Below are 24,150 nucleotides of genomic sequence, written 5' to 3'. Positions count from 1 at the left end.
ATATTCTCCAATCTATTTTTTTGTAACTGTTTATGCAACTATTCAGTAGGTCTGCGCATTTACTGCGCTGACCGTACGAAAACATGGGTCAGCAGGCAAAAATCCCATTGCCGTAGGTAATTTTTAATGGATTTTTGCGTGTGACTGTGAAGGTACTGAACAGTTACCTGTTTGTTTAATACCCTGACATTCTTGCTGCGAGATGGTAACTGTTCATACTCATGTAGACAGTTACGCGAGATAATACTCTGCTTATCAAACTGATTTCAAAGAAGTGCTTTGCAAAGATCATGCGCCAAGTCTTATAACGTTCGATTTAAACTGAAATTTCAAATTGCGTCATACTTTATTTTATGTATATAGATTATCATGAAACCACAATGGCGTCAATCTGATTCTGTGGTATGTTATATATATGTTATACATGATTATTGTTATACATAGATTATGATTTTGATAGTAAAAATAGGAATGAAACTATCAACTATTCGTGAAAGGATGCTTTCGCGAATAGTTTCATCGACTTTTGTGGTTATATTTGCCAGAAATAGCAGCGCAGTTTTGTGCAATATGTATGATTCCCTATAAAAATCTATATACCTAAAGTATTTAGATTTTTATAGGGAGCAGGTGTCTGCTGCTTACGAGCAGAGCCGCGTTTTCTTACGGCACTTTTGAAACCGAAAATACCGTAAGAAAAGGTGGTGGCAACAGAAATTTGCCGTATTTAAATGCGAAGACACGGAAAATTTCGTTACTGGGCACGTATGCGTGAACAGTAGCAAGCTGCGAACAAATGTTTGCTTTTTTCTTTCGAAACCATTGACAAACATTTGTTCGTATCGTATAATGTAGCTATACAGAACAGATGTTCCTGACATTTTTATAATATTCAAATCTCTTCTCATTCTTTAAGAACAGATTTGAATACAAAAAGACGATTCCAACAAAACACGAGAGGAGAAGATTGCAAATGTATACGTTGAAAAAAGGTGTTATGGTTTTAGCTGTTGTTTTCATCATGCTGCTTTCGGGCTTTTTTGGACGGAGTCTGATGTATGTGATGGCTGAGGAAGAAGCAGATACTAGACCGGAAAAGTACTATACCAGTATTCATCTGAAAGATGGAGATACGCTCTGGAGCATTGCTCAGACATATTGTGCAGATTCGGAGGAGTCAGTTGAAGAGTATGTACGGGAGCTGCGCCAGATGAACAGTCTTTCGGATGACCATATTGACGCAGGGCATTACCTGACCATTCGTTATTATAAATAAATCGTTACCGTTCACATACACGTACACACAACCGATAACAGAGACAGAATCAAATTTATAGAATTTTCCATATTCCTGTCCGTAGTCTGTTCATTTAATCTATTTTCTGGTAGAATAAAGTTTAGCAAGCAGTCTATATCTGATTAAATGACAAGCGACAGAAGAACAGGAGGAAATAAGGATATGAGTATTGTATATCACGAATCATCGAAGATATTTCATTTATATAACCAGACCATCAGCTATATCATGATGGTTCTTCCAAACGGACATATGGGACAGCTGTATTATGGGAAAAAGATTCGTGACAAGGAAGATTTCTCATACCTTCTTGAATTAGCTCCCAGAGACATGGCATCTTATCTCTATGAAAACGATCGCACCTTTTCACTTGGACATATTAAGCTGGAGTACGGTACTTACGGAAGCGGTGATTACCGTCATCCGGCAGTAGAGATTCTCCAGAATGATGGAAGTACCTATTCAGATTTTCAATTTACTGGATATCAGGTTACATCCGGAAAGCCAAAACTGCCAGGACTTCCTGCTACTTATACTGAACAGGACGGGGAAGCTGAAACTCTTATTATTACGTTAAAAGATACCCATACTAATCTGGAGCTGCATCTTTTATATACAATATTTGTCGAGGGCGGTGTCATTGCCCGAAGTGCTTCTATTTCCAATCAGGGAGACATTTCTGTACAGGTTCAGACCGCGATGAGTCTTTGCCTGGATCTTCCTGACCACGATTATGAGTGGATGCAGTTTTCTGGGGCATGGGCGAGAGAGCGCGCACTCCACACACGCAGGCTTGAGTATGGCATTCAGGCGATTGACAGCACCCGGGGACATTCTTCCCATGAGCAGAATCCGTTCATTATTTTAAAACGCCCTTCGGCTGACGAATTTCAGGGAGAAGCCATTGGCTGCAGCTTGATTTACAGCGGTAATTTTCTGGCTCAGGCAGAAGTGGAGTCACATGGAACCACCCGTCTTATGATAGGAATTAATCCGTTTGGCTTTAGCTGGGAGCTGAACCCTGGTGAAACCTTCCAGACTCCGGAGGCAGTGCTTGTTTACTCCTCTCAGGGACTTAACGACATGAGCCAGACTTTTCACCGGCTGTATCGGCGCCGACTGGCAAGGGGGTACTGGCGTGATCGCGAGCGCCCAATCCTGATCAATAACTGGGAGGCAACTTACTTCAATTTTACCGAAGAAAAACTTCTACAGCTGGCTTCCAGAGCGCAGAAATGCGGCATAGAGCTGTTTGTTTTAGATGACGGCTGGTTTGGTGCCAGAAGCAGCTCAAAAGCCGGACTGGGCGACTGGGAGGCAAACCGTGACCGTTTGCCAAACGGTCTTTCCGGACTGGCACAGAAGATAGAAGCGCTCGGTATGAAGTTTGGTCTCTGGATCGAACCGGAGATGGTAAATGCCGATTCCGATTTATTCCGCACGCATCCTGATTGGATCCTCCAGGTTCCAGGGCGAACGCCTTGTCACGGACGTTACCAGTATGTATTGGATTTTTCCAGGCAGGAGATCCTTGATTACATCTATGAAAAGATTGTATCGATTCTGGAAGGCGCCTCCATTTCCTATATTAAGTGGGATATGAACCGAAGTCTCAGTGATGTATGGAGCAGAGGAGTTTCCGCCAGACAGCAGGGAGAAGTATTTCACCGCTACATTCTGGGTGTTTATCAGATGTATGAGCGGCTGACAACACGCTTTCCGGACATTCTGTTCGAATCGTGCGCCAGCGGCGGAGCGCGTTTTGATGCAGGTATGCTGTATTATGCACCGCAGGGATGGATCAGTGATGATACAGATGCGATTGAACGCCTGCGGATTCAATACGGTACTTCCTATGGTTACCCGATCAGCTCGATGGGATCCCATGTATCTGCTTCTCCGAACCATCAGCTTCATCGTCAGACACCGCTTTGGACACGTGCCAATACCGCGTTCTTCGGAACTTTCGGCTATGAACTGGATCTGGCACAGCTCGGAGAAGATGAGCTATCTGAATTAAAAATTCAGACCGCCTTTATGAAACAGCACCGGTCCCTGATTCAGTATGGTACTTTTTACAGACTTTCCAGTCCGTTTGAAAACAATATCACTGCCTGGATGGTAGTCAGTGAAGACCGCACAGAAGCCCTGGTCGGCTGGTACCGGACACTGAATGTAGCCAATGGTCCGTTTACGCGGCTGTATTTACAGGGACTGGAAGAATCCGATCTTTACAATGTCACGGAATATACAGAAGGACATGAAAGTGCCGTAAGCACCCACTATGGTGACGAACTGATGAATTTAGGACTGATTACCAGTGACGCCTCTTCCGGACAGTATATGGATGGTAGAAGAGAGAGCTGCGACTTTGATTCTCGCCTGTTTTATGTACAAAAGCAGGCTGAATAATAAATAAGATAAAAGCATTAAAAAGGGATTCTCCCGAAGCTGGTTTTCAAAGAAGAATCCCTGTAACTGTTCAGTAGGTCTGCGCATTTACTGCGCTGACCGTACGAAAACATGGGTCAGCAGGCAAAAATCCCATTGCCGTAGGCAATTTTTAATGGATTTTTGCGCGTGACTGTGAAGGTACTGAACAGTTACGAATCCCTTTAATTTAAATCCGGCGTTTCCCCGTATAATCCCGCTTCCGGCGTTCATTTACGATATGATTCAGAATCCCGCCACCGATAATAATAACGGCTGCCATCATCAGCACACGTTTCGCCCCTTCCTGCGGAAGTGTGCTCTTAGACGCAATCGACGTAGTATTGAATTGAAGGGTATATTCGATTTCATGAGGCGTTCCCATCGCCAGTGTATCCGCCCTGACTGTAAGTTCTTTTGTCAGATCCAAAACAGGGATCGTAAAATGAGAATTTGCGTCCTTGGCACTTTCATTCTCGTATTTTCTATTATCTACCACCATGTAATCATAATTGGAACTGCTCCATGTGATGGATATGTATGCCGTTCCATCTGTCACCGTCAGAAGAGCAGGACTCTGGATCGAAGCCTTTCCGCTTCCTCCGGTCATTGTTACCTCGATGGCATATTCACCATCCTTCAGGGAAAGCAGCGTTCCAGCACCTGCCTGCGCTGTCAACGTCCACCGGCTGCTAAATAAGATACAAATGATTCCCAAAAGAATGAAACCTATTTTTTTCATAGACAGAAAACTCCTTACCCTGTGTTTATAAATTCTTTTTCTTATACAGAAACCAGGACGCAGCAATCGAAAAACACGCCAGATACAGAAGCAGGATCCCAATCGTTGTATAAGAAAATGCCTCATGATTGGCGATGCTGCGAAGCGCCGCACTGGTCTGCGATAACGGCAGATATTCAATCACCTGGCGCAGACCATCCGGCATACTCCGGGCTGAAAAGAATGTATTGCACAGATATGCCATCGGCATAATCACGTAATTCGAAAAGCGCGGCACATCGGCATGGTTTTTGGCATAAAAAGATACCACAACTCCAATTGTGGAAAACACAGATCCGTTTAAAAACATTAGAAGAAACGACCAGCCGTTAAAACAGAGCCCCGTTCCGATCGGCAAAATCAGAAGAATAATCACGGCTCCCGCATATAATCCCCGGAGACTTCCACCGATGATCTGTCCCGCGATGAACTGCCACAGCGGGGTAGGAGAGATGATGACCTGGTCAAATGCTTTTTCGTACAATCTCTGGACGTTTAAATTCTGGGCGATAGCATTGAAACTGCCGTTCATGGTCGTCAGGGCAACCACTCCCGGAATCAGAAAGTTCAGATACGATTGTCCGTGCGACATGGTCTGGATTCCAAGACCAAACACCAGAATATATAAAAGAGGGGCAATCATGGCAGCCAGCGTGATTTTATAAAAATCCCGCCGGAATTCTACCCATTTTTCCCATAACACAGTAAGAATACCCATTTTTACCGGCATTCCAGCTGCTGCCCGATTGTCTCCAGAAATACATCTTCCAATGTCGTACTGCGAAGCGCTGTTTCCTGTTCTGACGCGGACAAATACTGAATTGCCTCCTCCTTTCCATGAAAATAGTGTGATTTCAGCCCATCTGGTGAAGTCTCATCAACCGCATACCGCCCCAGCGTCTCTATCATATGCCCCGGAGCATCTGTTTCCTCCAGACGTCCACCGCACATAAAGCCGACACGGTCACAAAGCGTTTCTGCTTCCTCCATATAATGCGTTGTCAGAAGAATGGTAAGCTTTTGCTGATTCAGCTTTTTCAGAAGATTCCACATCTGACGGCGGGCAAATGCATCCATCCCTGCAGTCGGTTCATCCAGAAGAAGGATTTCCGGTTCTGTTAAAAGTGCCCGGCAGACCATCAGCTTCCGCTTCATGCCTCCGGAAAGCTTTCGGACGGTTCTCTTCCGATAATCGATCAACCCGCAGAATTCCAGCAATTCCTCTGACCGCTCCCGAATCTTTTTGATCGGCATATAATAAAGACGTCCCTGATATTCCATAATCTCGTTCATCGTCATATCCTGACGCATCGAGTATTCCTGCGTAACGACACTGAGTTTTTGTTTCAGCTGATTTTTCTGACGGGTCAGCAGCTCTCCGTTGATCCAGATTTCACCCGAAGTCGGAAGCAGGAGAGTGGAGAGCATTCCGATGGTGGTCGTTTTTCCGGCACCATTCGGTCCCAAAAGCCCAAAGAACTCGCCTGTCTCAATTTTCAGGTTCAGATCCTCGACCGCCAGAAAATGATCGTATTTTTTTGTCAGATGCTTTAATTCAATCATGGTTCCCTTCCTTCACGACAATAATCGAATAATAACTTGCCCGTTCTGGAATTTCATCGATTTTATGATAAATATGCTCCTCTGGCATACCACAATTTTCGATCATGGTACCTGTCATATGCTTTTCTTTCAGGGTCGCCTTGACAAGCGGCATCTTGGAAGCTGCTTTCATCAGAACCTTGGTACCTGGAAGTTCCAGCGCCGCCTCAATATCATAAGTGGACGGAATAATATGAAGCTGTTCTGAGCGGTCGACAAGACTGTCCTGAAGCTTGGCGCTGACCGCGCAGAAGGACGGAATGCCATTGATGATTTCAGTTGCATAACCATGTGCTTTTACAATCCGATGGATATAAATATAGGTACTGTAAATCGTCGGATCTCCGAGCGTGAGGCAGGCAACATCCTTCCCCTGTTCCAGCTGCTCTATAATCTGATCCGAGGCAGCCTGGTATGCTGCATTTAAAACAGCTTTATCTTTTGTCATCGGAGTAGTGAGGTTTAAGCATTCCTTTTCATCCAGATTTTCCACGATCCCGCTGGCAATTTTATAGGAAACTGCATTTTCCTTTCCATCCGCCGGTACCGCAATCACCGGGCACTTCTGAATCGTGTCAACTGCCAGATACGTCATGAGCCGCGGATCGCCCGGACCTACTCCTACGCCATATAAGGTTCCTTTTATCATAAACATTTCCTTTCTGTGAAAACTGTGAGAAATTCAAGTGTTCAACTTTTAAAATTTTTGTACGATGCCTTTTTTGCTTTTTTAATAAAGTACGAAATTAGCCTTTTTCATCGAAAAATTTAAAAGTAAAAAATTTTGTACTTTATAGTTAGTGGTTAATAAATGGCTTAGATACAAGGATTATAGCATAAAGTAAAAAAATTTCAAAATGTACTTTATTTCGAAACAGAATAAAGTACATTTTCAAATCGCTTCATTTGAAAAAGGAATGATGCAGACATGTTGAGCGCAGGCTCAATGTGGCTGCATTTTTTTCTTGTTTTTTTATAAAATCCTATTGACAAAATGATTCAGAAGCACTAATATGATAATATAACATTATATAATGATATATAATCAATCGATTGAAGAGGAATTCGACTAAAGGAGCTAAGGAAATGAAGGTAATAGGGATTGGGGACAATGTATGTGATAAGTACATCCATTTAAAAACCATGTTTCCTGGGGGGGGGGCAGGCGCTGAATTTTGCAGCGTATGCCGGAATGCTTGGAGCAGATGCCGCATATTATTTTAATCCGTTTGAATATGATAAGAAAAATGTACGGAATTTAAAAATGTATATGCAGTGACGAAGATAAACAGAGGGAGGAGCAGTTATGCGGTTTGCAGCGGTAGGATTCACCTGTATTGATGTATACAAAAACTTAAATATCAGTTACCCGACAGGCAATGGAATCGATCTGATGTTTAATCTGATGGATTTGGTTCCCGAGCTTGTGCCGTCCGTGGTGACGGCGATTGGAGATGATGCCTATGGACAGTCTATGCTGGAAGCGTGTCAGAAAAGGAAGGTAGATACCGGACATGTTACCATTGTTCCCGGGGGACAGACGGCAGTGATAGAGATGCTGTTAAATGGCAGAGACCGGGTGCATCACAGGGCGGAAAAAGGAGTCATGATTCCATATCAGCCAACGGGAGAGGATATGGATTTTATCCGGACACAGGATTACATTCATACCGATCTTTCGTGGAATGTGACAGGATTGCTGAAGGACATGAGAAGCAAGGGAACGAAGATCTATTTTGATTTTTCTAAGCGGTATCGGCATGAGGATGTTCCGACCATTCTAAAAAATATCAATTATGGTATTTTTTCATTTGAAGAGGAGACCGAGGAGGTAAGAGAGCTTTTGCGGATGGGCTGTTCCATGGGAGCCGAGGTGCTGCTTGCCACATTTGGGGAAGGAGGCTCTCTGGCTTTTGACGGAACAGAGTTTTATCGACAGCCGTGCATACCGGCACCGAAGCTGGTAAATACCGTAGGCGCGGGAGATTCCTATGGCGCCGGCTTTATGAGCGGAGTTCTTCGGGGCAGGAGCATACCGGAATGTATGCTTTCCGGCGCGAAAAAGGCTGCTGAGATTGTTAGTATATTTGAACCTTATCATGTGTAAAGGAAGCTTTGGAGAGAAAGGAGTTGTCGTTTCGTGATTATTGATGTACATGTACACCCGGTGTTATTTGGTCCGATCTGTACAGATTCGGACAGGGTGAATTTCAGAAAGAAGGCGTTTGGCCTGTACAAATCATCTCCTGTGCCCATGGAGCAGGTCATGGCTGTGATGGATCATGCCGGAGTGGATCGGGCGGTAATTCTTGCGGAAGATTATTCTGCATCGATGGGACAGCCGATTGTGTCAAACGAAGAAGTAAAGAGGATCGTAGAATTGTTTCCGGAACGCTTTATCGGCTTTGCCAGTGTCGATCCGCGAGAGGAATGTGCGGCAGAAAAACTGAAGGACGCGTTTGAAAAGCTGAATTTGATGGGTCTGAAGCTGAATTTATCCCATTTAAATATGTATCCGGATGACAGACGGTTAAAACCGTTATTAGATCTGTGCACAAAGTATGACAAGCCGGTGCTGTTTCACAGCGGCTTCAGCTGGGAACCGGATTCCCCGTCAAAATATACACGTCCGATTTTGTTTGAAGATATCGCCGTGGAATATCCGACGCTTCGGTTCTGCCTGTCGCATCTGGGATGGCCCTGGGTGGATGAGCTGTGCATGCTGTTGTTAAAGTATCCTAATGTTTATACAGATACGGCGACGGTATTTATGGACAGCCCCAAAAACTATTATGAACAGATTTTCTTGAAAAATATGGCTCCGGGATGGCTGCAGAATAATCTGATGGATAAGGTGATGTATGGATCCAACCTCCCCAGATTTCGCCAGGTCAGAACAAAGGACGGTCTGGAAAAACTGAATCTTCGTCCGGATGTGCTGAAAAAAATCCTGGGAGAGAATGCGGAAGTGTTTCTGGGAATGAAAGGAAGAGGCTATGATTATTAAATCTTATACGCATGAAATTGCCAGCAGACAGGAATTTGAAATGGTAAAAATCACAGATCAGGTGCAAAAGGACGTGGCTGCCAGCGGAATCACAGCAGGAGTTGTTTTTGTCATATCCATGCACACGACTACGGCGATTATGATAAATGAAAGCCTTCCCTGTGTGGAAAAGGACATTGAACTGACGCTGGAACGGTTGATACCAACAGACGGAGATTACGTGCATACCCATATGCTCCCAAGCTATGGAACCTGCAGCGGAAATGCCCCGGGACATTTGAAGTCAATGCTTTGCGGAAATCATTGTGTGCTTCCGGTAATAGATGGAAAAACAGCGGGCGGAAGTGCCCAGGATATTTATTTTGTGGAGTTCGATGGACTGAAGATAAGAAAATATACGGTTCAGATCATGGGAGAATAACCTGATTTTTCCTGTAACAGAGAATAGCGCCTTGCTTTGCCAAAGTGAGGCGCTATTCTTCTGTATCGAATTCGATGCCAGTGTGTGCACACGATTATAAGTGCTCACCAAAGCAACGGATTCTTTATCAAAAACGAAACATGGATGCTTGTACTTTCTGTAAAGGTTTGCGAAGAAAGGAACGGCATTATATTTGACTAAGAGAAGGTCACTTTACATCCCTCAAAATGGGTAAAGTGACCTTTTTATATTATCTTTTATTTAAGGGGAATCATGTATTAGAAGCAACTTGTGATAAGAAAACTAGGAATGTAACATTTTTAATCCTCTTTTTAAATAAATTGGATTCTTATAATATTATGGTTTTCAGAACTTATTTCTTATCTTTTGGTATTCTCTAGGTGAATATCCTTTTAGCTTGTGGAAGAGTCGGCTGAAATAAAGCTGGTTATCATACCCGACAATCTTAGAAATCTCATTGATGGAATAAGTTGTTGTTTCAAGTAAAATCTGAGCATTGGTGATTCGGATTCCTACAATAAATTGCATTGGTGTGGAACCAGTGAATTTTTTGAAATTTCGGATAAACCAGCTGACACTCATCCCTCGTGAGGCAGCATAATCGTCAATATTAATATAGAAATTTCAATCAATATCTTAATGATGCAAGGTTAAACTACGCATGTTATCGTCTGGAAAATACGAGGGATTCTATTACAAATATTTGTCTGGATAGTGGATTTGAAAGTCAAAGAACGTTTAACCGAACATTTAAAGAAAGATACAAAATATCGCCGAGTGACTATCGGAGTAAATGCGTGAAAGATATGTTGTTATAAACGGTTCTATTAATGGAAAAGAGCTTTCTGTATCCACAAAGAAAAATCCGGAACGGAAGTTTCAGACGGAAACCCATACCGTTATAGGAAAAGCAGCCGGAGACTTCCAGAACCAACAGAAGATCCAGAAAAATGATCGTGAACAGAGGCTGGCAGGAATCTACTACAACCGAGGAAGAAATGCAGGCTGTAAACCGGAACATCAATGAGCAGAAAACGCAGACCATCGAGACGCTGCGGCAAACCATTAAGGAATGGGACATTTCATGAAGAATTGGAGAAACTGTTTCCAGAATTAAAATAGACACATATAATTGAACCGACCTTTCATACATTGAGAGGGTATTCTTAATCAAAACATAAGGGAAATCCGTATAGAAATCAATGAAGATACAAAGGATACAATGCAGGAGAAGATTAAACGGATGCCGGTTACAGAAGCAAGCCGAATGGCAGTGTACTAAAATTTGGTGGATGTAACTGAAGAAAAAATATGATATAATGTAAGTAACAAGTCGGGATTTATAAAGGAGAATATTGATGAAACTATTTTTATGTTCGCACTTTTCAAGTGTAGGAAGTCTGATAAAGGAAGAAATTGAAAATAAGAAAGTCGCATTTATTCCAACAGCTTCACTGCGTGAAGGCTACACCGGTTATGTCGGCTCGGCTCGAAAATTATTCAAAAAGTTGGGAGCAATCGTAACTGAAATTGATATTTCAACGGAGGCTTATTCAACGATACAGTCTGTTTTTGAAGAAGCAGATGTGATATATTTTACCGGCGGAAATTCTTTCTTTCTTATGGACCAGCTCCGTAAAACGGGAACTGATGGACTGCTGAAAAAGGAATTGGCAAATGGAAAATTGATGATCGGCGAGTCGGCAGGCGCAATTATATGCGCTCCAAGCATCCAATATATCGAGCAAATGGATGAAAAGCCGGAGGACTACTCACAAGAAGATGATGCAGGGATTGATTTGATTGATTTCTATGTTCTTCCGCATTATCTTACAGCACCATTTAAGAAAGTTACCGAGAAAATAATGACTGAGTTTTCGGATTTGAATCTATGCCCAATTAACAACCGTCAGGGAATTGTAATTGATGGTGAAGATTCAAAGGTTATTTGCAAAGACTAATTTGAAAATTCCAGTTTGCCGATGCTAAAAGGTTAAAACAGAATATCGCGGAGACGATGGACTATACGATTTATTAAAATATATTATCTATGCGAGTTTCTACATAATTGTGATTAAAACGGGTATGGATTTCTATGGGTATAAGCGCTTTCCGAAACTATACGAATCGTATTCTGCACCGTGGTATACAGAAGCATTACTGTATATCGCTGCCTCGCTTTTCGTGATTGTCGTATGTTTTGTGCTCAGAGTAATCATTGGACGAAAGATGAAGAAGAGGTGAGCTATATGTTTATGCTGTTTGAGTTTATGTTTCCGATTATCTTTGTAATGGTTTTTGGCATGATCATCTTCCAGTTTGTGACAGGAATCGGAACATGGCATAAAAACAATCAGTCACCGCGTTTGTCGGTGAGTGCAACCATCGTCGCAAAGCGTGAAAATATCACACATCATAGCCATGCAAATGCGGGTGACCTGTCTGGAACTCATGGCTACCATTCGACTTCAAGTACCAGCTACTATGTCACGTTTCAGGTAGAGAGCGGTGACCGGATGGAACTGTCGGTTTCTGGCAGAGAATATGGAATGCTGGCGGAAGGCGACATTGGGAAACTTACGTTTCAGGGAACGAGATATCTGTCATTTGAGCGCGTGTGATTCTGGAGGTGATAGTGTGAAAGGAAGTAGACGAGGAGGTGATTTTAAGAAAAAGTTTATGTCAATTCAAGTTAACGAATCCAGAATTAATGTCGCGATGGTCTTCTAATAATGAAGAACCAATGTCACATTATTTAAATAATTCATGTTACCGAGCACTCTGGAAATGCCCTGATTGTGGTGGCGAATATATAAGTTCTATTCGAGATATGGCAACGGGAAACGTGGATTGTGTGTATTGTTCAATGAAAGAAGTTCTTCCGGGTGTTAATTCCTTTGCCGTATTGCATCCGGATTTAATGAATGAGTGGAACCATTTGGATAACTATTTGTTATGTGATCCTGATCAGATTTTGGATAATTGCATAACACCTGTTTGTTGGACATGCCCAGTGTGTGCACACGATTATAAGTGCTCACCAAAGCAACGGATTCTTTATCAAAAACGAAACATGGATGCTTGTACTTTCTGTAAAGGTTTGCGAAGAAAGGAACGGCATTATATTTGACTAAGAGAAGGTCACTTTACATCCCTCAAAATGGGTAAAGTGACCTTTAACATCAATTATGCGACGGGGGACAGCTCGGCTTCTGGAACAAACAAGACGGCAGAAACAGAGCAGGCCACACAGGCTGTTACGCAGGCAGCTTCTCAGCAGACCAGCACGGAATCCTATATCCTCAATACCAATACAAAGAAATTTCATCGGCCGTCCTGTTCATCGGTCAAACAGATGAAGGAGAGCAATAAAAAATCCTCATCAGAGAGTAGGGATGCGCTGATTGCTGCAGGTTATGATCCGTGTAAAAAATGCAATCCGTAAAAATGTGTCAGATATTTAAAAAATATGGAAGAGGAAGGTTGTAGTTCTATATTGCAATACTTCTTCTTTGCGCATATTGGATATGCTGTTGAGGGCGACTGTTGCACGCAGAAGGTAAGTTGCGCCGGTCTGCGATAATGTGCTGTTTGTATAAGGAAAAGGACAAGGAGTTATGATGAATTTTAGTGGGATATTGATTGGTGTGCTTACCTTTTTTCTGATTGGATTGTTCCATCCTATTGTTATATATGCGGAGTATTACTTTGGAAGCCGCTGTTGGCCGGTATTTTTGCTGGTGGGCATTTTGTGTATGATTCTATCCGTAAGAATGCAGGAAATACTTTGGTCGGTTTCCCTGGGTGTTTTGGGCGTCAGTTGCTTTTGGAGCATTAAGGAACTGAAAGAACAGGAAAAAAGAGTGGCAAAAGGATGGTTCCCGAAGCGGAAGGTGGATAAGCACTAAAGAAGAAAGCGGGGAGATGAGAAGATGGCGGTATGGAGATTACAGGTGAATACTGGAGGAGCGAACGTTGCGGATTATTGCTTGCAAAACCATGTTGCAGCACTTTGGGCTGGCAAGGTACTTGCTATGGAACGTTTACGAAATGAGAGATAGAGCGTATGGAAATAATCTATACGTTGTCAACGCACCATAGCGTTTACTATACGTTCTATTTTTTTTCTTTTTAAGAAAAGTGATTAAAAAACTATTGACAATTTGTTACTGGGAGAGATAGAGTGTGCGTTTTGATGAACTTTTTGAAATGAGAAAACTGACAGGAATAAAATTAAAGGACTACATCAGTGGCAATGGATTCTCTAAGGTATCATTCTGCAAAAAGACAGAAATTTCTCGACCTACTTTAGATAAAATTTTAAATGGCGAGATAGATAGTAAAAGCTCATTCGATAAGCATTTGAATAAAATTTTTACCAGTTTGGGCATTGGCCCGGATACTTTGATGGAATTTTCAACGAAAACGCAAAGCGTAGATGCGATGTACTCGCAAAAGGCTCTGATAAATTATCAAATGAATGATAAGGCAAAGATGGAGTATATGATCTGTTGCAGGATATTTTAAACCTTTGCAGTGTTTATTATTAGAGGCAGAAGGCTATGAGTGAACAAACTACAGCAGCCAACTTAGACGAAGTTATTGAGACACAGATGAAGCAGAGTGAGAGTGCTTGAACTAGGAAAACCGATGGCATAGACTATAAGCAGTCGAGGTCATCGGTTTTCTTGGCAAATATGAATTTTGAACTTTATTTTTGCAAAATACTATTTTCACTTTACACGGAAATAAAGTACGAAATTAGCCTTTTTTACCTAAAAATTTTTTTACTTTTTGCCTTTTTTGCCCTTTACTCTTTTTCTCTCAGCTGCACCTTATTCCTTGCGCTTCGCCGCCGTTCATCCTCCAGCGCCGCATAATGCTTCTTCGTCGTATTGACATCACTGTGTCCCAAAACATCCGCGACGAGGTAAATATCGCCGGTTTCACGGTACAGATTCGTGCCGTAAGTGCTGCGGAGTTTATGTGGCGTGATCTTTTTTAGTGGTGTGACGAGCTGTGCGTATTTTTTGACCATTTTTTCCACGCTGCGTACGTTAATGCGCTTACGCTGCATGGAGAGGAAGAGTGCTTCTTCGCTGCCTTCCTCTGGGACAATATGTTCACGCTCGCTAAGATAGTCCTGAAGCGCATATTCTACCTCGGCACCAAAATATACGATGACTTCCTTTCCGCCTTTTCGATGAATCCTAAGACCACCGTTTCGGAAATCAACATCGTTGATATTCAGTCCGACACATTCTGATACACGAAGCCCCGTACCAAGCAGAAGCGTCATCATCGCTAAATCACGTAGTTTGGTCTTTGCATGGTAGGCTTTCTGTTTTTCGGTCAGACATTCGCCATCCTCAACCTCATCCAGGAAACGCGCCACCTCGTCAACATCGAGGCGTATAATTTCTTTCTCATGAATCTTAGGGAGCTGCAGAAGAGAAGCGGGGTTATTCTGAATCCGCTCGGTCCGGTAAAAGTAGTTGTAAAAGCTCTTAACCGTCGAGACTTTCCGCATGATACCCCGCTCTGTATTCATCAGATCCTCACGTTTTTCGGTCGAATAACATTTCAGATACTCCATATATTCTTCCAGATCCATCAACTTGATTTCATCCAGAATAGAAAGCGGAAAATCACGCAGCTCCTTTGTTTTAAGCTCTGGATTTGCTTGTTTCAGGAAATCAAAAAATGTCTTTAAATCATAGGCATACGCAAGCCGGGTGCGCGCCGATGTACGTGGTTCAATGCCGCGGAAGAAATCGGTACAGAACGGTGGCAGCTCTTTCAAAATGCCTCGGATTCGTTTTGTATTTTCGATGTCTTCCTGTTCGTGGTAGGAGAGTGCAGCCATATCACAATTCCTCCTTTGGTGATGATGAAAGGTCCGAATGTATCAAATTTTTCAGGTGTCGATCGGTCCGTTCCGGCCATCCGGGATTGTTTCCATCAATAATCGCATGGAAAAAGCGATCTTTTACCCCCGGTGAATCATGGTTGAGTTTCTTTGTTAATTGCTTCACATACTCGCGTTTTGTTTTTCCATCTACCGGACATGGATTTTTACAGACTGGAAGATGGTATTTGTTTTTAAATCCGATCACATCGGCTTCCTGGACATACATCAGCGGGCGGATCAGAGTCAATCCCGTTTTGTCCAGATGGGTTTTCGGCGAGAAGGAATAGAAACGCCCCTCATAAATCAAGGATAAAAGCATGGTTTCGATCAGATCGTCACGGTGATGTGCATAGGCGATTTTATTACAGCCAAGTTTCAGAGCCGCTTCATTTAAAGCGCCTTTTCGCATCTTGGCACAGAGCGCACATGGATTGGATTCCTGACGGGTTTCAAAGAGAATCTTGCCGATTTCCGTTGGAACGACCGTGTAGGGCACGTTTAATTCATCACAAAGCTCCTGAACCGGTTTTAAATCAAATGCAGCCGCATCCGATGAAAGCGTCGGCGACAACCGGTTCGAAACCTCCGGAGAAAGTGCCTGAAAGCCCAGATCAACTGTAATAGCACAAAGTTCAAATGGTTCCGGGTAAAACCGGCGAAGCCCCTGTAAAGCATATAAAAGTGTCAGGCTGTCTTTACCGCCAGAAATACCGATAGCTATTTTATCGCCGGATTGAATCAAACGATAGTCATCAACCGCCTGGCGGGTTAAACTTAGAAGACGTTGAAGTTTCATGAGAACATCCTTTCAAATATAACGAATGAATAATTTAGCAAATAGATTAAGTGCATACACATATTTACATTTCAAACTATTCGATAAAGTAGGCTTTCACGAATAGTTTTGTCTATCTCCCTATCATACCATGTTTCCCTTTATTTGTAAATAAATCATTTTACGAATTATTCAATATCGTATTTCAGCATAAAAACAAACTTAAACACAAAATGGATGGATGCCGCCTTTACCATTTACCAGCAAACACTCCAGCAAAAAACAAAGGCAACATCCATCCAGCTCAAAATCCCTTATGACTAATTCATATTCATTTTATTCTTTATTCACTTCTTAATCCAAAAACGCCCGGTAATACGGCCAGACCGCATGAACCTTTCCGACCGTTACATTGCTTGCACTGCCGGATTCATGTACGCCCAGTATGGTTCCGTCTGCGTTCCAGCCTAAAAACATTACAACGTGCGAATCACCGCCAAGCTGGACAAGCAAGTCGCCCGGCTGAAGCTCTGCGCTGTTGATCGCCCGTCCTGTCCGCACAATCTCGTAGGTGCTGGCGGCACCCATTCTATTGCCAAGCGCGGTCCAGTATACCCAGTTGACCCATCCAGAACAGTCAAGCCCTGACAAAATCCGTCCCTTGTAATCCGGGCTTGTCACGCTGGCAAAATGATTGCCGGAAAGTCCTGCTGTACTCGGTTTTCCTCCATAATAATATGGAATCTTGCCAACGGAATTGAGCGCGCATGTGATAACGGCACGCCGCTCCGGTGATAAATCCTCTGGAAGTAAATCCAGGTAAGACGCAATTTCTGCCGGTGTCAGCGGATTCCCGAGTGCAAACTCTGAACTGGCAAGCCCGTACATTCCCTGCCAATCCTGAGCAGCGAGTGTCTGGGCGGCTGTCTGTTTTTCTTCCGTCCAACCCTGCCAGTTCCCGACAGCCTGATTTCCCGTTCCATCGAGTGCAAACAGATTATGCTTCTCTTTCAGACCGGTTGTCTTAACGGTAATGGTCAGATCAACATGTCCCGGGCAATATTTTCCGTTTTCATTTAATGTAACTGCCGCAGCGCTCTCCGCACTGAACGTCGCCTCTGACGGGGACGCAGCCGCTTTTGATTCGGCTGCCTGCTCCTGTGTGGAAGCCCCCGGTCCCTGTGCCGGTTTGACATAATTATTTGCTGTGGATGCCGCCTCGCTCTCCGTTAACGGCTCCTCTACCGCTGTCTGACTGTCTCCTGCGCCCTGGGCATCTAAAGCCTCCGAGGATGCCTCTCCTGCTGCACTGCCGCTCTCCACATCGTCATCTGCTGTTCCCTCTGTCGCCGGCTCGTCCGGCAGTTCTGTACAGCCCTCACAGTAATACACATTGCTAATCCTCACGTGGTACTGGTGGGAACTGGTCCAGAGCTGATTGATATAGGTATTGAACAGGTCTGTATTTTTCCAGTCACGGCTGTATGTATATACATTTGCCATGGACAAAATATCGGTCGCATTAGATGCGAGGGACGTCGGCTTTCCGTCTCCGTCGCATATCTGGAAACGGATATTTTTCCAAGTTGGAACTACCCAGCTCGCCGGGTCCTGCGCGTTATGCTCTGGATTGGAGGGATCATAGCTACCGAGTACCTGCGCAGCTGGCAGTCCCATTTTCTGGGAAGCTGTAAGCGGTGTCGTCTGGATCCACCCGTAGATCTCCGATATCCACTGTGCATCCCTCGCTCCAAGCGCTTCGTACATCTTCGCGCCCCAGGTATCTTCTGTCCCCATACTCCGGAATCGTTTTGCAAGTTTATACCATGGAAGAGACTCAAATGCCGCCAATGGATCAGACAAATCAACAGCGCTCTCTTCCGTCCGGAGCGCCATCAGGTTATACTCCGTTTCCGACGGAACATATTCTTCCGAGTCTGCCCCCAGACCATTTAAAAACCGGGATGCCATGTGAATCGGGTGTACCATTTTCTTCATCAGACGGTCGCAGAAGGATTCGTCTGTATCATTTTGTGTCTCCTGGTCTAAAATCCCATCTGTAATCACAACTTTATCAGCAGGCACACCGACTGATAAATCCACCTCCGGGCGCACTGCTTCGGCAATCCCGCACAATAAAATACCCGATGCCGCCATGAGCGCCGTTCGGATTATATAAGAATGTTTTTCTTTCATCATCATTTTCTTCATGTATCTACATTCAAAATCTTAAGTAGCTATTTTGTTTTTATACCCCAACGCAATCTCATCTTCAAAGCATCCAGGCGCAAAAAACCGGTGCGTCCTTTCTGATTCTTCACCAGAAATTCAAACACACCGGTTTTAATTATACTTTTATGCGTTCTCGTTTACCTTAAGAAATTCTTGTTTCTTTTTGGCGAATTCCTTAATAATTTCTACGGCACCGTCGATGCCTACGACACTGCTGTTGATGCAGAGGTTATAGCTCTTGGAGCTGCCCCAGCGTTTGCTGGAATAATAGTTATAATAACCAGAACGCTGCTTATCGGTCTTGATCATCACATCTTTTGCCTTATCGCGGGTAATATTGTGACGTTTCATCAATTCCTGAATCTTCACTTCCTCATCTGCACAGATGAAAACAGACACTACGTTCGGATAATCTGCCAGCGCATAGTCCGCACACCGTCCTACAATGACACAGGATTCTTCATCTGCCAGTTTCTTGATCGTGTCAAACTGTGCCAGGAAAATCTTGTGGTTGATCGGCATATCCATATAAGCCGATGTATTATAACCCATCGAATAGGTGTCCATTACCAGTGAATATAAGAAGCTGTTGGTTGGTTTCTCATCATGCGTCTTAAAAAGCTCTTCACAGAGACCGCTGTTCTTCGCTGCCAGTGCAAGAAGCTCTTTATCATAGCACTTGATTCCCAATGATTCCGCCAGTTTTCGTCCAATCGCTCTTCCGGAGCTGCCGCATTCGCGACCGATTGTAATTACTAAATTTTTTTTCATGTCTCCCTCAACTCCTTTCAAGTTCTGCCTTTATTATAACACAAGCTATCTGAAAAGTCATCATTTTTTCGGAATAAAAGGTATTTCTTAGCGACACAGAAATAAACTATCTGAAAAGAATGTGTATACGAATCAGAACGATCTTACTATTCACGTCACTTTTACTTTCCAGCTTTTTTCCGCAGCTTCTCCAGCAGTTCTTCAAAATACGCTGGCAGCGGCGCAGAAAACTCCACATACTCCCCGGTCCGCGGATGGATAAAGCCTAAGACTCCCGCATGCAGGGTCTGCCCTTCCAGTGAAAATGGCTGCCGCGCCGGACCGTACACCTCATCGCCCAGAAGCGGATGACCGATGCTTGCCATATGGACGCGGATCTGGTGTGTGCGTCCCGTCTCCAGGCGGCATTCGATAAATGTATACGCCCCGAAGCGTTCCAGTACGCGGTAATGCGTGATCGCATCGCGCCCCTGTTTGGAGTGGATGCTCATTTTCTTGCGATCCGTCGGATGACGCCCGATCGGTGCATGGACAGTACCCTCATCCTCGCGCAGATTGCCAAATACGATGGCATAATACACGCGGGTGATCGAATGCACCTTGAGCTGTTCTGCGAGAGAATTGTGGGCGAAATCATTCTTGCACACCACCAGCACGCCGGTCGTGTTCATATCGATCCGATGGACGATCCCAGGGCGCATGACTCCGTTGATGCCGGAGAGCTGATCCTTGCAATGGTACATCAGCGCATTGACCAGAGTCCCCGTATAATGCCCTGCCGCCGGATGGACAACCATCCCCTTCGGCTTATTGACTAAAATCACATCCGAATCTTCATACAAAATGTCCAACGGGATATTTTCCGCCTCGATCGCCGCCTCCTGCGGTTTTGGAACTTCAAAGGCGATAGTTTCCCCGCCATTTACCTTGAAACTGCTTTTAACCGCTTTTCCGTCTGCTGTCACGCTGCTCTCTTTCAGAAGTTTCTGCAAAAAGGAACGGGACAGATCCGGGCAGGCGTCCGCCAGAAATTTATCGATGCGGGTTCCAGCCGCCTCTTCTGGAACCAGATATTCCTGCATCATCGCCCCGACTCCTTTTTCGCACCTTTAAAAGAAAGAAATTCCAGTTCCTCATCCGAATAGAAGAAGAAAAACAGAAGGATCAGCGAGAAAGTCGCGATCACCACATAGCAGTCTGCCACATTAAAAATCGGGAAATCAATCAGCTTAAAATACAGGAAATCCACCACATATTTCTGTGTCAGACGGTCGATCATATTGCCAACTGCGCCTGATACGAGCAGAAACAAGCTGCACATCAGCGGCAGATACCGTTTCCCTGCCGGCATCCGGTAAACCGCCCACAACACCGCCAGAATGACTGCCGCTGCAATCAGGAAGAAGAATCCCTGCCGTCCCTGCAGCATTCCAAAAGCAGCGCCACGGTTTTCAGAATAATAAAATTCAAACACACCTTTAATGAGCACAAATGGCTTCTGCCCTTTCAGATGGACAACTGCCAGATGTTTTGTAAACTGATCCAGTCCGATGCTGACTCCCAGCCCGATAAAAAAGATAAAGAACTGTCGTAATTTCGTGTTCATGCACCTGATTCCTTTCCTGCTATTATACCAGCACCTGATCGAGTGCCTGTTTCATCTCGTCCTCGGTTACCGTGCGATCCACGTAGGCGTCGCCGATGGAATGAATAAGAATAAATTTGATGATGCCGGAATCCATCTTCTTGTCGTTCTTGGACGCTGCCACAATCGCATCTTTTTCAAGCCCGGATACCTGCGTACCGATATGGAATTCTCCCAGTGCTTCTTTGAAGCGGTTTGTTTCCTCCGGTTTGATCATGCCGCGGTTTTCCGACAGCTTCATCGCTGCCAGCGCGCCGAGTGCCACGCATTCACCGTGCAGAAGTTCAAAGTTTTTCAGCTTCTCGATCGCGTGTCCCAGCGTATGACCAAAGTTTAAAAGCATACGGTCGCCTTTTTCGGTCGGATCCTTCTCTACCACAGCACGCTTGATCTCATTGCTCCAGGTCACTGTCTTGCGGAGTGCCTCCGGCTTTCTCGCCCAGATATCTGCCGCATTTTCAAGCAGCCACTCATAATATGCCGCATCCTTGATCAGACCATGTTTGATAACCTCGCCCATACCGGCGGAAAACTGGTTGTCCGGAAGCGTCTGAAGCGTATTGATATTGGTAAATACCAGCTTCGGCATATGAAACGCGCCAACCATATTTTTGTACGCGTCAAAATCAACGCCCGTCTTGCCGCCAATGCTGCTGTCCACCTGGGAAAGAAGCGTCGTCGGAATCTGCATGAAGGCAACGCCGCGCAGATAGGTCGCCGCCGCGAATCCGCAGAGATCGCCCACAACTCCGCCGCCGAGTGCTGCCAGCATGTCGTTGCGGTCAAAATGGTTCAAAATCAGGGTCTCATATAAATCTCGGACGGTGTTGAGGTTTTTGTGCTCCTCGCCCGCCGGAAATACGAACGAAATTACCGTCTTGCAGCACGGCGCCAGAAGTTCTTTTACCTCATTCAGATATAATTTTTCTACATTCGAATCCGTCACGATGCAGAGACGGCGGTTTGAAATGGAGAGTTTTTCGATTTCACCCGGAAGTGCCGAAAAATCTTCGGTCATCACAATATCATAGATCGGCTTCTCGTCCAGGTGAACGGTTACGCGATTCATTTTCTCATTCTTTACTGCTGTCATTTGTTTTCAGTCCTTTCTTTTTTACACATATTTATCCGCATAAACATACAGACGTCCCTTTTTCGACAATCCCCCGCTCCCGGCAAAGCGGAATTTTCCCATGCCGCGCACAGATACAATCTCGCCCTCTTTAAGCTGCACCGCCGGGGAAGTCACCTGTTTCCCGTCAATAAACACCTTTTCGCCCTCAATGAGCGGCAGTATCTTCGTGCGGGAGGATGAAAATACCATCGCGATCACACTGTCAAGACGCGGTGATGCAACGCTTCCACTCACGCGCTCCATCTTCGGTGTGATCGGCTCCGTCGCGTCCGCCTTGCGGCAGATCACTGAGGTGTGGCGCACCATCGTGAGTTCCTGGCAGAGATAATCCGCCATCTTTTCCTGGCAGAAGACGCAGCAGCCATTTTCCTTCATCAGAATATCCCCGATGCAGCTGCGCTCAATCCCCAGGTTCATGAGCGCCCCGAGATAATCCCGGTGCGTCAGCGCCTCACTGTAACGCAGGTTTGCCGGAATGACCTCCAACACGGCGATCGGAAGTCCAAACTCCTCATCGTCATACGAAGCCAGAAAACAAAGAAGTTTGCGCTCTGCGCCCTCAAAGCCGCCCGTCAGGCAAGTCCGCACCGGCGGCAGCGTCTTCTCGATCGAGTGAAAGATCGTCTGTTCATTTAACGACAAAAAGCCGGTACTTGTCTGTATATCGCGCTGATAACAGAGTCCGGCCAGTTCTATCATTCTCTTTTTTAAAAGTTGTTCTTCTTTTTCCTGCAGCATCGCGTGTTTCTACTCCTGTTCGAAAGTGCTTATATAAAGTGTGCTCCTGCCCGAAAAGCCTGTATACAATCAGAAATCACACAAATTTCCGATTGTATAATAAATACTCCCAGGTTCAGATATATAGCGAACCTGGGAGTATATCAGTATCAGAAGTGGAGATTCATCCCGGAAACATTCACGGAACCGTCTGCTAAGAGTTCGGGAAAGTCGCCGGACAGCTCAACCGATGACGGTGTCGCAATAAAAATGTAATTGGAAATCTTCTGGAGATTTCCATCCATCGAATAGGTCGCGCCACAGGTAAAATCAATGATACGCTGTGCAACCTCCATGTGGATTCCTTCCATATTTAAAACAACAGCTTTTCCAGCCAGCAGGTAATCGCAAATCTCTCTCGTATCCTCCATGGAAGTAGGTTTGATCAGAGATACTTCCATGCTGCGGCGCATCTGCACTACCTTGTTGTTAGAGGAACGTGGCAGAAAACGCGGCTTAGATTCCTCCTCGTGGCGGTAATCATCCACCTCTTCGTCCCTCTTGCCGAAAGAACGCTTCTTAATCACCGGTTTTTCTTCTTCGTAATCTTCCTCATCGAAGTAATCGTCATCATTCTCTGTGAGACGCATTGTATCCATTAATTTGTTCAGAATACTCATAACCCTATTTCTCTCCTATCTTTGCCCTGGTTCCAAAAATGCCCGTACCGACTCTTACCATAGTTGCACCTTCTTCAATCGCTGTCTGATAGTCTCCGGTCATTCCCATCGAAAGGACATTCATAGTAACATTATCAATGTTTTTCCGTTTCATGTCAACATATAATTCATATAATTTTTTAAAAACACCACGATTTTCTTCTGAATTCTCTACAAATGGTGCAATCGTCATAAGTCCCTGTATGTGGACATGCGGGTACTTTGCAATTTCGCGTGCCGCTTTCTCGACTTCTTCCGGGGCAAAACCAAATTTGGACTCTTCTCCGGCGACATTGACCTCCAGAAGAATAGAAACGTCCAGATCACGTTTGACCGCTTCTTTTTCGATCTGCTCTGCCAGTCCCACCGTATCGACGGAGTGAATCAGAACTACCTTGTCAATTACCTGACGGACTTTATTTTTCTGTAAATGTCCAATCATATGCCAGCGGATATCAGATGGCAGCTGCGGTTCCTTCTCCAGAATCTCCTGCACCTTGTTTTCGCCGAAATCTCTGGCGCCGGCATCATATGCCTCTTGAAGCATCGGCACCGGCTTTGTCTTACTGACCGCGATCAGCGTGACATCCTCCACCTTCCGTCCGCTCCGCTCGCAGGCGTTCCGTATATTCTGACGTACTTCTTCTAACTGTTCCTGAACCATATGTGATACACCTTCCTTATCT

General features: G+C 44.6%; 26 protein-coding genes and 1 pseudogene. 12 read left to right on the top strand and 15 right to left on the bottom strand.

The window, feature by feature from the left end; genetic code table 11:
• Nucleotides 1-973 precede the first annotated feature (973 nt).
• Both DXB70_RS05620 and DXB70_RS05615 read left to right on the top strand, forming a co-directional pair.
• Nucleotides 974-1,276: a LysM peptidoglycan-binding domain-containing protein gene (locus DXB70_RS05620; protein ID WP_022359414.1), complete on the top strand. Its 303-nt coding sequence runs from the start codon at nucleotides 974-976 to the stop codon at nucleotides 1,274-1,276.
• A 183-nt stretch (nucleotides 1,277-1,459) separates the two neighbouring features.
• Entirely contained in the window at nucleotides 1,460-3,709 is a 2,250-nt protein-coding gene (locus DXB70_RS05615; protein ID WP_118672836.1) for an alpha-galactosidase, read from the top strand.
• Nucleotides 3,710-3,917: 208 nt separating this feature from the next.
• On the opposite strand, the gene DXB70_RS05610 is transcribed toward DXB70_RS05615, so the two are convergent.
• The 4 genes from DXB70_RS05610 to cobI are packed head-to-tail and all read right to left on the bottom strand — an operon-like array spanning nucleotide 3,918 to nucleotide 6,759.
• A complete protein-coding gene (locus DXB70_RS05610; protein ID WP_118467691.1) occupies nucleotides 3,918-4,469 on the bottom strand; it encodes a hypothetical protein in 552 nt (183 codons plus the stop codon).
• Nucleotides 4,470-4,494: 25 nt separating this feature from the next.
• The gene (locus DXB70_RS05605; protein WP_233430146.1) at nucleotides 4,495-5,238 is read right to left on the bottom strand and encodes an ABC transporter permease; all 744 of its coding nucleotides are present in this window, start codon (nucleotides 5,236-5,238) and stop codon (nucleotides 4,495-4,497) included.
• Entirely contained in the window at nucleotides 5,229-6,071 is an 843-nt protein-coding gene (locus DXB70_RS05600; protein WP_118491399.1) for an ABC transporter ATP-binding protein, read from the bottom strand. The genes DXB70_RS05605 and DXB70_RS05600 overlap by 10 nt, the downstream gene beginning before the upstream one ends.
• The gene (gene cobI, locus DXB70_RS05595; RefSeq protein WP_347559593.1) at nucleotides 6,064-6,759 is read right to left on the bottom strand and encodes a precorrin-2 C(20)-methyltransferase; all 696 of its coding nucleotides are present in this window, start codon (nucleotides 6,757-6,759) and stop codon (nucleotides 6,064-6,066) included. The genes DXB70_RS05600 and cobI overlap by 8 nt, the downstream gene beginning before the upstream one ends.
• A 657-nt stretch (nucleotides 6,760-7,416) precedes the next feature.
• On the opposite strand from cobI, the gene DXB70_RS05585 reads away from it, so the two are divergent.
• Genes DXB70_RS05585 through DXB70_RS05575 form a run of 3 tightly spaced genes read left to right on the top strand, consistent with a single transcriptional unit; the run spans nucleotide 7,417 to nucleotide 9,538 of the window.
• Nucleotides 7,417-8,217 (top strand): PfkB family carbohydrate kinase, encoded by an 801-nt coding sequence (locus DXB70_RS05585; protein WP_118491397.1) that lies wholly within the window; start codon nucleotides 7,417-7,419, stop codon nucleotides 8,215-8,217.
• A gap of 33 nt (nucleotides 8,218-8,250) precedes the next feature.
• Nucleotides 8,251-9,117, top strand: coding sequence for an amidohydrolase family protein (locus DXB70_RS05580; protein WP_022358627.1), 867 nt, complete (start codon nucleotides 8,251-8,253; stop codon nucleotides 9,115-9,117).
• Nucleotides 9,107-9,538, top strand: coding sequence for a secondary thiamine-phosphate synthase enzyme YjbQ (locus tag DXB70_RS05575; protein WP_106999876.1), 432 nt, complete (start codon nucleotides 9,107-9,109; stop codon nucleotides 9,536-9,538). Before DXB70_RS05580 ends, DXB70_RS05575 begins: the two co-directional genes overlap by 11 nt.
• 366 nt (nucleotides 9,539-9,904) lie before the next feature.
• On the opposite strand, the gene DXB70_RS05570 is transcribed toward DXB70_RS05575, so the two are convergent.
• The gene (locus tag DXB70_RS05570) at nucleotides 9,905-10,141 is read right to left on the bottom strand and encodes an AraC family transcriptional regulator (RefSeq protein ID WP_181986194.1); all 237 of its coding nucleotides are present in this window, start codon (nucleotides 10,139-10,141) and stop codon (nucleotides 9,905-9,907) included.
• Between the two features lie 17 nt (nucleotides 10,142-10,158).
• Between DXB70_RS05570 and DXB70_RS05565 the strand changes: the two are divergent.
• The 7 genes and pseudogenes from DXB70_RS05565 to DXB70_RS05525 form a co-directional block, all read left to right on the top strand.
• Nucleotides 10,159-10,377, top strand: a pseudogene (locus DXB70_RS05565) (helix-turn-helix transcriptional regulator); the annotation flags it as partial.
• Nucleotides 10,378-10,509: 132 nt separating this feature from the next.
• Nucleotides 10,510-10,647, top strand: coding sequence for a hypothetical protein (locus DXB70_RS14125; RefSeq protein WP_181357141.1), 138 nt, complete (start codon nucleotides 10,510-10,512; stop codon nucleotides 10,645-10,647).
• A gap of 270 nt (nucleotides 10,648-10,917) precedes the next feature.
• On the top strand, nucleotides 10,918-11,520 hold the full coding sequence (locus DXB70_RS05555; RefSeq protein ID WP_007888235.1) for a Type 1 glutamine amidotransferase-like domain-containing protein: 603 nt from the start codon (nucleotides 10,918-10,920) through the stop codon (nucleotides 11,518-11,520).
• Between the two features lie 288 nt (nucleotides 11,521-11,808).
• A complete protein-coding gene (locus tag DXB70_RS05545) occupies nucleotides 11,809-12,180 on the top strand; it encodes a DUF2500 domain-containing protein (RefSeq protein ID WP_106999873.1) in 372 nt (123 codons plus the stop codon).
• A 548-nt stretch (nucleotides 12,181-12,728) separates the two neighbouring features.
• Nucleotides 12,729-13,004: an Ada metal-binding domain-containing protein gene (locus DXB70_RS05535; RefSeq protein WP_233430145.1), complete on the top strand. Its 276-nt coding sequence runs from the start codon at nucleotides 12,729-12,731 to the stop codon at nucleotides 13,002-13,004.
• Nucleotides 13,005-13,176: 172 nt separating this feature from the next.
• A complete protein-coding gene (locus DXB70_RS05530; protein WP_015552777.1) occupies nucleotides 13,177-13,467 on the top strand; it encodes a DUF4491 family protein in 291 nt (96 codons plus the stop codon).
• Nucleotides 13,468-13,744: 277 nt separating this feature from the next.
• Nucleotides 13,745-14,086 (top strand): helix-turn-helix transcriptional regulator, encoded by a 342-nt coding sequence (locus DXB70_RS05525; RefSeq protein WP_243099908.1) that lies wholly within the window; start codon nucleotides 13,745-13,747, stop codon nucleotides 14,084-14,086.
• Between the two features lie 283 nt (nucleotides 14,087-14,369).
• Here the strand turns inward: DXB70_RS05525 and DXB70_RS05520 are convergent, their stop codons facing one another.
• The 10 genes from DXB70_RS05520 to DXB70_RS05475 form a co-directional block, all read right to left on the bottom strand.
• Nucleotides 14,370-15,425, bottom strand: a complete 1,056-nt coding sequence (locus DXB70_RS05520; RefSeq protein WP_118467672.1) for a tyrosine-type recombinase/integrase — start codon at nucleotides 15,423-15,425, stop codon at nucleotides 14,370-14,372.
• 1 nt (nucleotide 15,426) lies between these two features.
• Nucleotides 15,427-16,266, bottom strand: a complete 840-nt coding sequence (locus tag DXB70_RS05515; protein WP_118672835.1) for a tRNA 2-thiocytidine biosynthesis TtcA family protein — start codon at nucleotides 16,264-16,266, stop codon at nucleotides 15,427-15,429.
• Between the two features lie 333 nt (nucleotides 16,267-16,599).
• Complete coding sequence (locus tag DXB70_RS05510) at nucleotides 16,600-18,456, bottom strand: NlpC/P60 family protein (RefSeq protein WP_118672834.1); 1,857 nt, start codon at nucleotides 18,454-18,456, stop codon at nucleotides 16,600-16,602.
• 144 nt (nucleotides 18,457-18,600) lie between these two features.
• Complete coding sequence (locus DXB70_RS05505) at nucleotides 18,601-19,248, bottom strand: cytidylate kinase-like family protein (RefSeq protein ID WP_118672833.1); 648 nt, start codon at nucleotides 19,246-19,248, stop codon at nucleotides 18,601-18,603.
• A gap of 161 nt (nucleotides 19,249-19,409) precedes the next feature.
• Nucleotides 19,410-20,333, bottom strand: a complete 924-nt coding sequence (locus DXB70_RS05500; protein ID WP_022358646.1) for an RluA family pseudouridine synthase — start codon at nucleotides 20,331-20,333, stop codon at nucleotides 19,410-19,412.
• The gene (lspA, locus tag DXB70_RS05495; RefSeq protein ID WP_106999863.1) at nucleotides 20,330-20,854 is read right to left on the bottom strand and encodes a signal peptidase II; all 525 of its coding nucleotides are present in this window, start codon (nucleotides 20,852-20,854) and stop codon (nucleotides 20,330-20,332) included. The genes DXB70_RS05500 and lspA overlap by 4 nt, the downstream gene beginning before the upstream one ends.
• 22 nt (nucleotides 20,855-20,876) lie before the next feature.
• The gene (gene aroB, locus DXB70_RS05490) at nucleotides 20,877-21,986 is read right to left on the bottom strand and encodes a 3-dehydroquinate synthase (protein WP_118672832.1); all 1,110 of its coding nucleotides are present in this window, start codon (nucleotides 21,984-21,986) and stop codon (nucleotides 20,877-20,879) included.
• Nucleotides 21,987-22,007: 21 nt separating this feature from the next.
• Nucleotides 22,008-22,766 (bottom strand): YlmH/Sll1252 family protein, encoded by a 759-nt coding sequence (locus tag DXB70_RS05485; RefSeq protein ID WP_233430144.1) that lies wholly within the window; start codon nucleotides 22,764-22,766, stop codon nucleotides 22,008-22,010.
• Between the two features lie 149 nt (nucleotides 22,767-22,915).
• On the bottom strand, nucleotides 22,916-23,425 hold the full coding sequence (locus tag DXB70_RS05480; protein WP_118672831.1) for a cell division protein SepF: 510 nt from the start codon (nucleotides 23,423-23,425) through the stop codon (nucleotides 22,916-22,918).
• Nucleotides 23,426-23,429: 4 nt separating this feature from the next.
• Nucleotides 23,430-24,128, bottom strand: coding sequence for a YggS family pyridoxal phosphate-dependent enzyme (locus tag DXB70_RS05475; protein ID WP_118672830.1), 699 nt, complete (start codon nucleotides 24,126-24,128; stop codon nucleotides 23,430-23,432).
• Between the last annotated feature and the right edge of the window lie 22 nt (nucleotides 24,129-24,150).

It is taken from the genome of Clostridium sp. OM05-5BH (assembly GCF_003481505.1).
Classification (GTDB): Bacteria; Bacillota; Clostridia; order Lachnospirales; family Lachnospiraceae; genus Otoolea; species Otoolea fessa.
Note: the sequence above shows the minus strand (reverse complement) of the source record. Positions and strands in the feature narration are given on the sequence as shown.